This is a genomic window from Bradyrhizobium sp. (assembly GCF_016462955.1).
Classification (GTDB): Bacteria; Pseudomonadota; Alphaproteobacteria; order Rhizobiales; family Xanthobacteraceae; genus Bradyrhizobium.
In genome coordinates, this window is sequence record NZ_JAEMSD010000422.1 from 1 (window position 1) to 6072 (window position 6072).

The following is a 6072-nucleotide window of genomic DNA, read 5'->3' on the forward strand; positions in this document are numbered from 1 at the left end:
CTCAACGACCCCATGGTGTCGGAAGAGCACATCACCGCCTTCGGCTGGGCGACGCCCCAGGAGATCGACGACATCATGGCGCTCGCCATCCGCGTCAACGATTTCCTCACCGGTCTTTTTCTCGGCATCGGCATCCGCCTCGTCGACTTCAAGATGGAGTGCGGGCGCCTGTTCGAGAACGAGATGATGCGCATCATCGTCGCCGACGAGATCTCGCCGGACAGCTGCCGCCTGTGGGACATCAAGTCGAACGAGAAGCTCGACAAGGATCGCTTCCGCAGGGATCTCGGCGGCCTGCTCGAGGCCTATACCGAGGTCGCAAAGCGCCTCGGCATCCTCATGGAGAACGAGCGCCCGGCGGGCTCGGGCCCCGTGCTGGTGAAGAGCTGAGAGGATTGTGACGTGAAGGCACGTGTCACTGTGACCCTGAAGACGGGAATCCTCGATCCGCAAGGCAAGGCCATCGAAGGCGCGCTGAAGTCGCTCGGCGTCGACGGCGTCGCCAGCGTCCGCCAGGGCAAGGTGTTCGATATCGAGCTCGCCGGCGCCGACAAGGCCAAGGCGGAAGCCGCGCTGAAGGAGGCCGCGGACAAGCTCTTGGCGAACACCGTGATCGAGAATTATGCGATCGAGATGAAAGGCTGAGAGATAGTGATGGCCGAGGTCAGCAACGAGTTGATCTTTGAGGTTCTCAAGCAAGTGCAACAGAGGCTCGACCGGGTTGATCACAAGATCGACGAGATCAAGTCCGAGCTAAATGCGCTCCGAGGACCTCAGATTTCAATGCAGCAGGATCTCCAGAACGTGTATGGGATACTCGGACGTTCTGACGTGAGGCTTGATCACATCGAGCGCAGGCTCGAGTTGAGCGGAGTTGCTGCGCCTTAACTCAGCGCTCACAGCCAACCGACCCGCCGGAACCGCCAGTACAGCGCGCCGCAGGCGGTCAGCATCACGCCGAGCAGCATGAAGTAGCCGTACTCCCATTCCAGCTCCGGCATGTGCTTGAAGTTCATGCCGTAGATGCCGGCCAGCGCCGTGGGCACCGCGATTATCGCGAGCCAGGACGCGAGCTTCTTGGACACCGCCGTCTCATGGGCCTGGCCGACGAGCAGGCTCGCCTCGAAGGCGAAGGCAAGCACCTCGCGCATGGAGTCGATGCGTTCCTGGATATTGCGGACGTGGTCGGTGACGTCGCGGAACAGCGGTTGCATGGCCCGCCGCACCATCGACAGGTCGTCGTGCTCGAGCCGGCGGCAGACCTCCACCAGCGGGCCGATCGCAGTCCTGAGTCGCAAGAGGTCGCGGCGCAGCATGTAGAGCCGCTCGATCTGCGCCTTGCTGATCTGCTTGGAGAGCACGTCGTCCTCAATGCTCTCGACCTCGTCGTGGATGCTCTCGAGCACGGGCGAGTAATTGTCGACGATGAAATCGAGGATGGCATAGAGGATGTAGTCCTCGCCGCGGGCGAGCGCCCGCGGACAGCTCTCGCAGCGCTCGCGCACCGGCGTGTAGGACGTCGACGCGCCGTGGCGCACCGAGACCAGATAGCCTTCGCCGACGAAGATGTGGGTCTCGCCGAAGGCAATGCGTCCCTCGATCAGTTGCGCGGTGCGCGCGACGATGAACAGGGCCTCGCCATATTGCTCGATCTTCGGCCGCTGATGGGCGTGGTTGGCGTCCTCGATCGCGAGGTCGTGCAAATCGAACTGCGTCTGCACCGCGCCGAGAAGCGCCATGTCCGGCTCGTGCAGGCCGATCCAGACCACGTGGCCGGGTTTGGCCCGCCAGCTGGAGGCTTCGCTGATGGCAATGTTGGCGACTCGGCGGCCATCGACATAAGCGCCGGCGGCGACGACGCCTTCGGCGGATACCGGTTCGGAGAGGGATGCGGGCAGGGACGGGACGTTCATGGCATGGATCCCGGCAAAGCGAGCGGCCAAATGCGGTGGCTATGGCCTGTGTACAAGGGCGCTCCGCAACGCTAGCACTGGTAAAATCCCCGTCAAATGGTTATGTCTGTTCACGAATTGGCCCATTGGCCAGCCTCGATTCCAGCCTTGTCGGATTCTTTGCCATGAAAGCCGCCATCCTCGTGTTCCCCGGAATCAACCGCGAGCGCGACATGGCGCGGGCGCTGAGGCTGATCTCGGGCCACGAGCCCGCGATGGTCTGGCACGCCGAGACCTCGCTGCCGGCGGGGACCGATCTCGTCGTGGTGCCCGGCGGCTTCTCCTATGGCGATTATCTGCGCTGCGGCGCCATCGCGGCTCGCGCGCCGGTGATGGATGCGGTGCGCGACTATGCGGCCAAGGGCGGTCTCGTGCTGGGTGTCTGCAACGGTTTCCAGATCCTCTGTGAATCCGGCCTGCTGCCGGGCGTCCTGATGCGCAACGCGCGGCTGAAATTCATCTGCCGCGACGTGCATCTGCGCGTTGAGCGCTCCGACACGCCGTTCACCCGCGGCTACAACGCCGGCCAGGTGATCCGTGTGCCCGTGGCCCATGGCGAGGGCAATTACGCTGCGGATGAAGAGACCATCAAGCGGCTCGAAGGCGAGGGGCGGGTGCTCTATCGCTACTGCGCGGCGGACGGCACCGTCGGTGACCTCAGCAACATCAACGGCGCGGCGCAATCGATCGCAGGCATCGTCAACGACAATGGCAACGTGCTCGGCATGATGCCGCATCCGGAAAACCACGTCGAAGACATCATGGGCTGCACCGACGGTCGCGGCCTGTTCGCCGGCCTCGTCCAGCATCTGGAAAAGGCCGCGTGATCTCCTTCCTGCTGAGGCGGCTGTCGGCCGCTGTCGTGGTCGTCGTGTTCGCAACTTCTACCTTCGCGCAGGACTATCCCAAGCGTCCGATCACCATGATCGTGCCGTTCGCGGCCGGCGGCACCTCGGACGTGATCGCGCGCACGGTCGCCGAGCAGATGGGGATCGCGCTCGGCCAGACCATCGTGATCGAGAACGTGGCGGGGGCCGGCGGCTCGACCGCCTTGGCGCGCGCCTCCCGCGCCGAGCCCGACGGCTACACCATCGCGATCGGCAATGCCGGCACCAATGCCGCGACCTACACGATCTACCCAAAGCTGCCGTTCACGCCGGAGTCGTTCGTGCCGATCGCGATGGTGGCGAAGACGTTCGGCATCATCGCGCTGCGCAAGGATTTTCCGGCGAAGGATCTGAAAGAGTTCATCGCCTACGCCAAGGCCAATCCCGGCAAGATCAATCTCGGCCATGCCGGCGTGGGCTCCTCGAACTATCTGATCTGCAAGAGCTTCGTTACGGCTGCCGGGATCGACGCGACCCTGATCGGTTATCGCGGCGCCGCGCCCGCGCTCACCGACGCGGTCGGCGGCCAGATCGACGGCGTCTGCGATGCGGCAGCCTCGGTCTCGCAATCGATCAACGAGAAGCTGGTGAAGGGGCTGGTGGTCGGCTCGACCGTGCGGCTCGCCACGCTCCCGGACCTGCCGACGTCGGCGGAAGCAGGCCTGCCTGAGTTCGAGGCACAAGGCTGGAACGGCCTGTTCGCGCCCAAAGGCACGCCGCCGGCCGTCATCGCCAAGCTGAATGCAGCGGCGCGCACGGCGGTGGAAACCGACGCGGTGAAGAAGCGCTTCGCCGACCTGTCGACCGTCGCGCCCGACCCCGACGAGCACGCGCCGGACGTGCTGCAAAAGCTCGTGACGCGCGACGTCGAGAAGTACCGTAAGATGCTGGCGGACGACGCCAACAAGTAGCGGCGCTGTCGGTCGTCGATCGCTAGTCGGCCGGGATAAACCGGAGTGTGCCTGCGCGACGCGTTGGCCTGCCGGTATCGTTGGTGTGATTGACGCCATCCATGACGGGCACCTCGGCAAAGTCGAATGGGCTTACCCCCTCCAGGCAGGCCACGTTGACGGCATATGATGTCCGGTCGGATCGTCGTTGATGATGCGTGTATATTCCGCAGCGAGAACAGAAGAAGTGTTGCGCCGATCCGGTATGGAAGCGGTAGGTTGTGAGCGCATCCTCGCCCTGCAGGAACTTGATCCCACCCAGTTCCGCCATGGCAATGACGGCGCCTCGCATCCGGCAGTAAGAGCAAGTGCAGCGGCGGATCGAATTGAAGCCGTCGCTGAGCGTCGCCTCGAAGCGCACCCCGCCGCAATGGCACTGGCCGGCCCAAACGTTCGCGTCGCTCACCATGTTCTGTTTCTCCTGTTCAGATCGATTCCACGGCCATAGCTTGGTTGGGTCCAGACCCTAACGCAGCTTGAGCTTCTCCGCAGGCACCGTCATCGCCGCGACGCCCGCCATCACCAGCAGCAATCCGAGTGCCAGATTCGACGGCACGCTCTCGCCGAGCAGCAGAACCGACAGCCCGACGCCGATCGGGATGCGCAGATAGCCTTGAGCGTTGGTCGTCAGCGTGCCGAGCCGGCCCAGGCAGACATAGAACAGCAGCAGGCCCAATGCACTGGAGACGATGCCCATGACGATGGTGGCGACGATCGCCGTCGGCGTCGGGTGCAGCGTCCAGGGTTGGTCGATGATCAGCGCGGGCGGCAGCAGGACGAGACCGCCGAACAGCAGCGAGCCGGTTGCCACCACCATCGGATCGTACTCGGAGAGACGGAGGCCGAAGATGGTCGCGCAGGCAAAGGAAATGGTGGCGAGCAGGATCGCGATCTCCGCGATGATCTCGCTGCCAAGGCCATGCAGAGCATCGAGCCCGACGATCGCGACAGTGCCGGCCAATCCCAGGATCGCGCCCGCGAGCTTGAGGAGCGTTGCCGGCTCGTGCCGCGTGATCAGCGAGGTGATCAGGAAGGCGAAGATCGGCGTCGTCGAGGCCAGCACCACCGTGTTCGACGCCGGCACGTATTGCTGCGACCAGGTGATGACCAGGAACGGGAAGGTCGAGTTGATCAGCTGCTGGGTCGCGAACAGCTTCCAGGCCTTCACGTCGGTCGGCAGCTTGACGCCGCGCATCCGCAGGATCGCGAACAGAAAGACGAACGCGATCAGCGAGCGCGCCGAGATGAAGGTGATGGGCGGGATGCTGGGAAGCGCGAGCTTGGTCAGCGGATAGGTCGAGCTCCAGCAGCAGGCGAGCGCGAGCAGCAGCGCATAGTCGCGCCAGTTACGCGCGCCGGTGGCGGGCATGGACGGCAACGGCGTCGATGCGGACGCCGTTTTGCGACCCGCCTCCGATGTGCTCTGCGGCACCTTGTTCTTGCTCCCCGGCGCGAACGCGCTTGCCCGAAAGTCTGGGCGAGCGCGCGCGAAAAGGGAAGCCGCCGAGCTATGCGTTTGGCTGAGGGAGCGCCTTCCGCTTCATCCGCTTGATCGTGCCGGAAAAGGTGAGCAGCACGCGCGACCCTGAGGTCATCTTGCCGCGCAGGAAGATCAGCGAACCGCCGGCGCGGGTGACCTCGCCGGTGCATTCGATCAGCTCACCCTCCTGTGCCGCGTCGAGGAATTCGCAGGCGAAGTTGGTCGTCACCGCCCGGCTGTCCAGGACATGGGTAGCGATCGCGAACAGGGAATAGTCGGCGAAGGCCATGTAGCAGCCGCCATGCACGTTCCCGGAGCCGTTGAGGTGCTTCTTCTCGACCCGGAAGGCGCTGCGGACGTTGCCGTCCGCCTCGATCCGGTGCCAGAACGGGCCGACATGGACTTCAAAACTGTCGCGAATCCAGGTCCGCCAGCCCACAAATTCGCCCTCGGTGGCGACGTGGAGGTCGGGGCGGCGGGGCGGGGGTGCTTTGGTCAATTCGTGCAAGGAAATAGGCCTTCAATTGCGGGTGTCGAGCCCTTAAATCCGATCCGACCGCGCCGTGCAATTCCTGTTCCCGCCGGCCCTGCCTGCAAAACGTGGGACAGCGGGAAAATGCGCCATAAAGGGCTTTTCGAAGCCGTCCGATGTTCCTAAGAACGGCCAAACCGCCGCCGAAAGCTTCGAATCCATGAAGAACGAACCCAAGATCACCCCCGAACTGGTTGCCGCCCACGGGCTCAAGCCCGACGAGTATGAGCGCATCCTGAAGCTGATCGGGCGGGAGCCGAGCTTCACCGAG

General features: G+C 64.2%; 10 protein-coding genes. 6 read left to right on the plus strand and 4 right to left on the minus strand.

Going from position 1 to position 6072, the window contains the following annotated elements:
- From JHD07_RS30405 to JHD07_RS30415, 3 genes are all read left to right on the plus strand, one after another.
- On the plus strand, positions 1–390 hold a 390-nt coding region (locus JHD07_RS30405), incomplete at its 5' end, for a phosphoribosylaminoimidazolesuccinocarboxamide synthase (RefSeq protein ID WP_291628835.1).
- 12 nt (positions 391–402) lie between these two features.
- Entirely contained in the window at positions 403–645 is a 243-nt protein-coding gene (purS, locus tag JHD07_RS30410; RefSeq protein ID WP_027548637.1) for a phosphoribosylformylglycinamidine synthase subunit PurS, read from the plus strand.
- Positions 646–654: 9 nt separating this feature from the next.
- Entirely contained in the window at positions 655–888 is a 234-nt protein-coding gene (locus JHD07_RS30415; protein WP_291628838.1) for a hypothetical protein, read from the plus strand.
- Between the two features lie 8 nt (positions 889–896).
- Here the strand turns inward: JHD07_RS30415 and JHD07_RS30420 are convergent, their stop codons facing one another.
- Complete coding sequence (locus tag JHD07_RS30420; protein ID WP_291628840.1) at positions 897–1913, minus strand: magnesium and cobalt transport protein CorA; 1017 nt, start codon at positions 1911–1913, stop codon at positions 897–899.
- A 164-nt stretch (positions 1914–2077) separates the two neighbouring features.
- Between JHD07_RS30420 and purQ the strand changes: the two genes are divergently transcribed.
- Positions 2078–2779, plus strand: a complete 702-nt coding sequence (gene purQ, locus JHD07_RS30425) for a phosphoribosylformylglycinamidine synthase subunit PurQ (RefSeq protein ID WP_291628842.1) — start codon at positions 2078–2080, stop codon at positions 2777–2779.
- Positions 2776–3750 (plus strand): tripartite tricarboxylate transporter substrate binding protein BugD, encoded by a 975-nt coding sequence (locus tag JHD07_RS30430; protein WP_291628845.1) that lies wholly within the window; start codon positions 2776–2778, stop codon positions 3748–3750. Before purQ ends, JHD07_RS30430 begins: the two co-directional genes overlap by 4 nt.
- Before the next feature lie 22 nt (positions 3751–3772).
- Here the strand turns inward: JHD07_RS30430 and JHD07_RS30435 are convergent, their stop codons facing one another.
- The 3 genes from JHD07_RS30435 to JHD07_RS30445 form a co-directional block, all read right to left on the minus strand.
- A complete protein-coding gene (locus JHD07_RS30435; RefSeq protein ID WP_291628847.1) occupies positions 3773–4198 on the minus strand; it encodes a GFA family protein in 426 nt (141 codons plus the stop codon).
- Between the two features lie 57 nt (positions 4199–4255).
- Positions 4256–5221, minus strand: coding sequence for a DMT family transporter (locus JHD07_RS30440; protein ID WP_291628848.1), 966 nt, complete (start codon positions 5219–5221; stop codon positions 4256–4258).
- A gap of 76 nt (positions 5222–5297) precedes the next feature.
- A complete protein-coding gene (locus JHD07_RS30445) occupies positions 5298–5777 on the minus strand; it encodes a PaaI family thioesterase (RefSeq protein WP_291628851.1) in 480 nt (159 codons plus the stop codon).
- 55 nt (positions 5778–5832) lie between these two features.
- Between JHD07_RS30445 and JHD07_RS30450 the strand changes: the two genes are divergently transcribed.
- The coding region (locus tag JHD07_RS30450) for a hypothetical protein (RefSeq protein WP_291628853.1) at positions 5833–6072 on the plus strand (240 nt) is incomplete at its 3' end.

Coding starts and splice junctions, on each gene's coding strand:
- JHD07_RS30415 (WP_291628838.1), top strand. CDS start 655: ATGGCCGAGGTCAGCAACGAGTTGATCTTTGAGGTTCTCAAGCAAGTG.
- JHD07_RS30420 (WP_291628840.1), bottom strand. CDS start 1,913: ATGAACGTCCCGTCCCTGCCCGCATCCCTCTCCGAACCGGTATCCGCC.
- purQ (WP_291628842.1), top strand. CDS start 2,078: ATGAAAGCCGCCATCCTCGTGTTCCCCGGAATCAACCGCGAGCGCGAC.
- JHD07_RS30435 (WP_291628847.1), bottom strand. CDS start 4,198: ATGGTGAGCGACGCGAACGTTTGGGCCGGCCAGTGCCATTGCGGCGGG.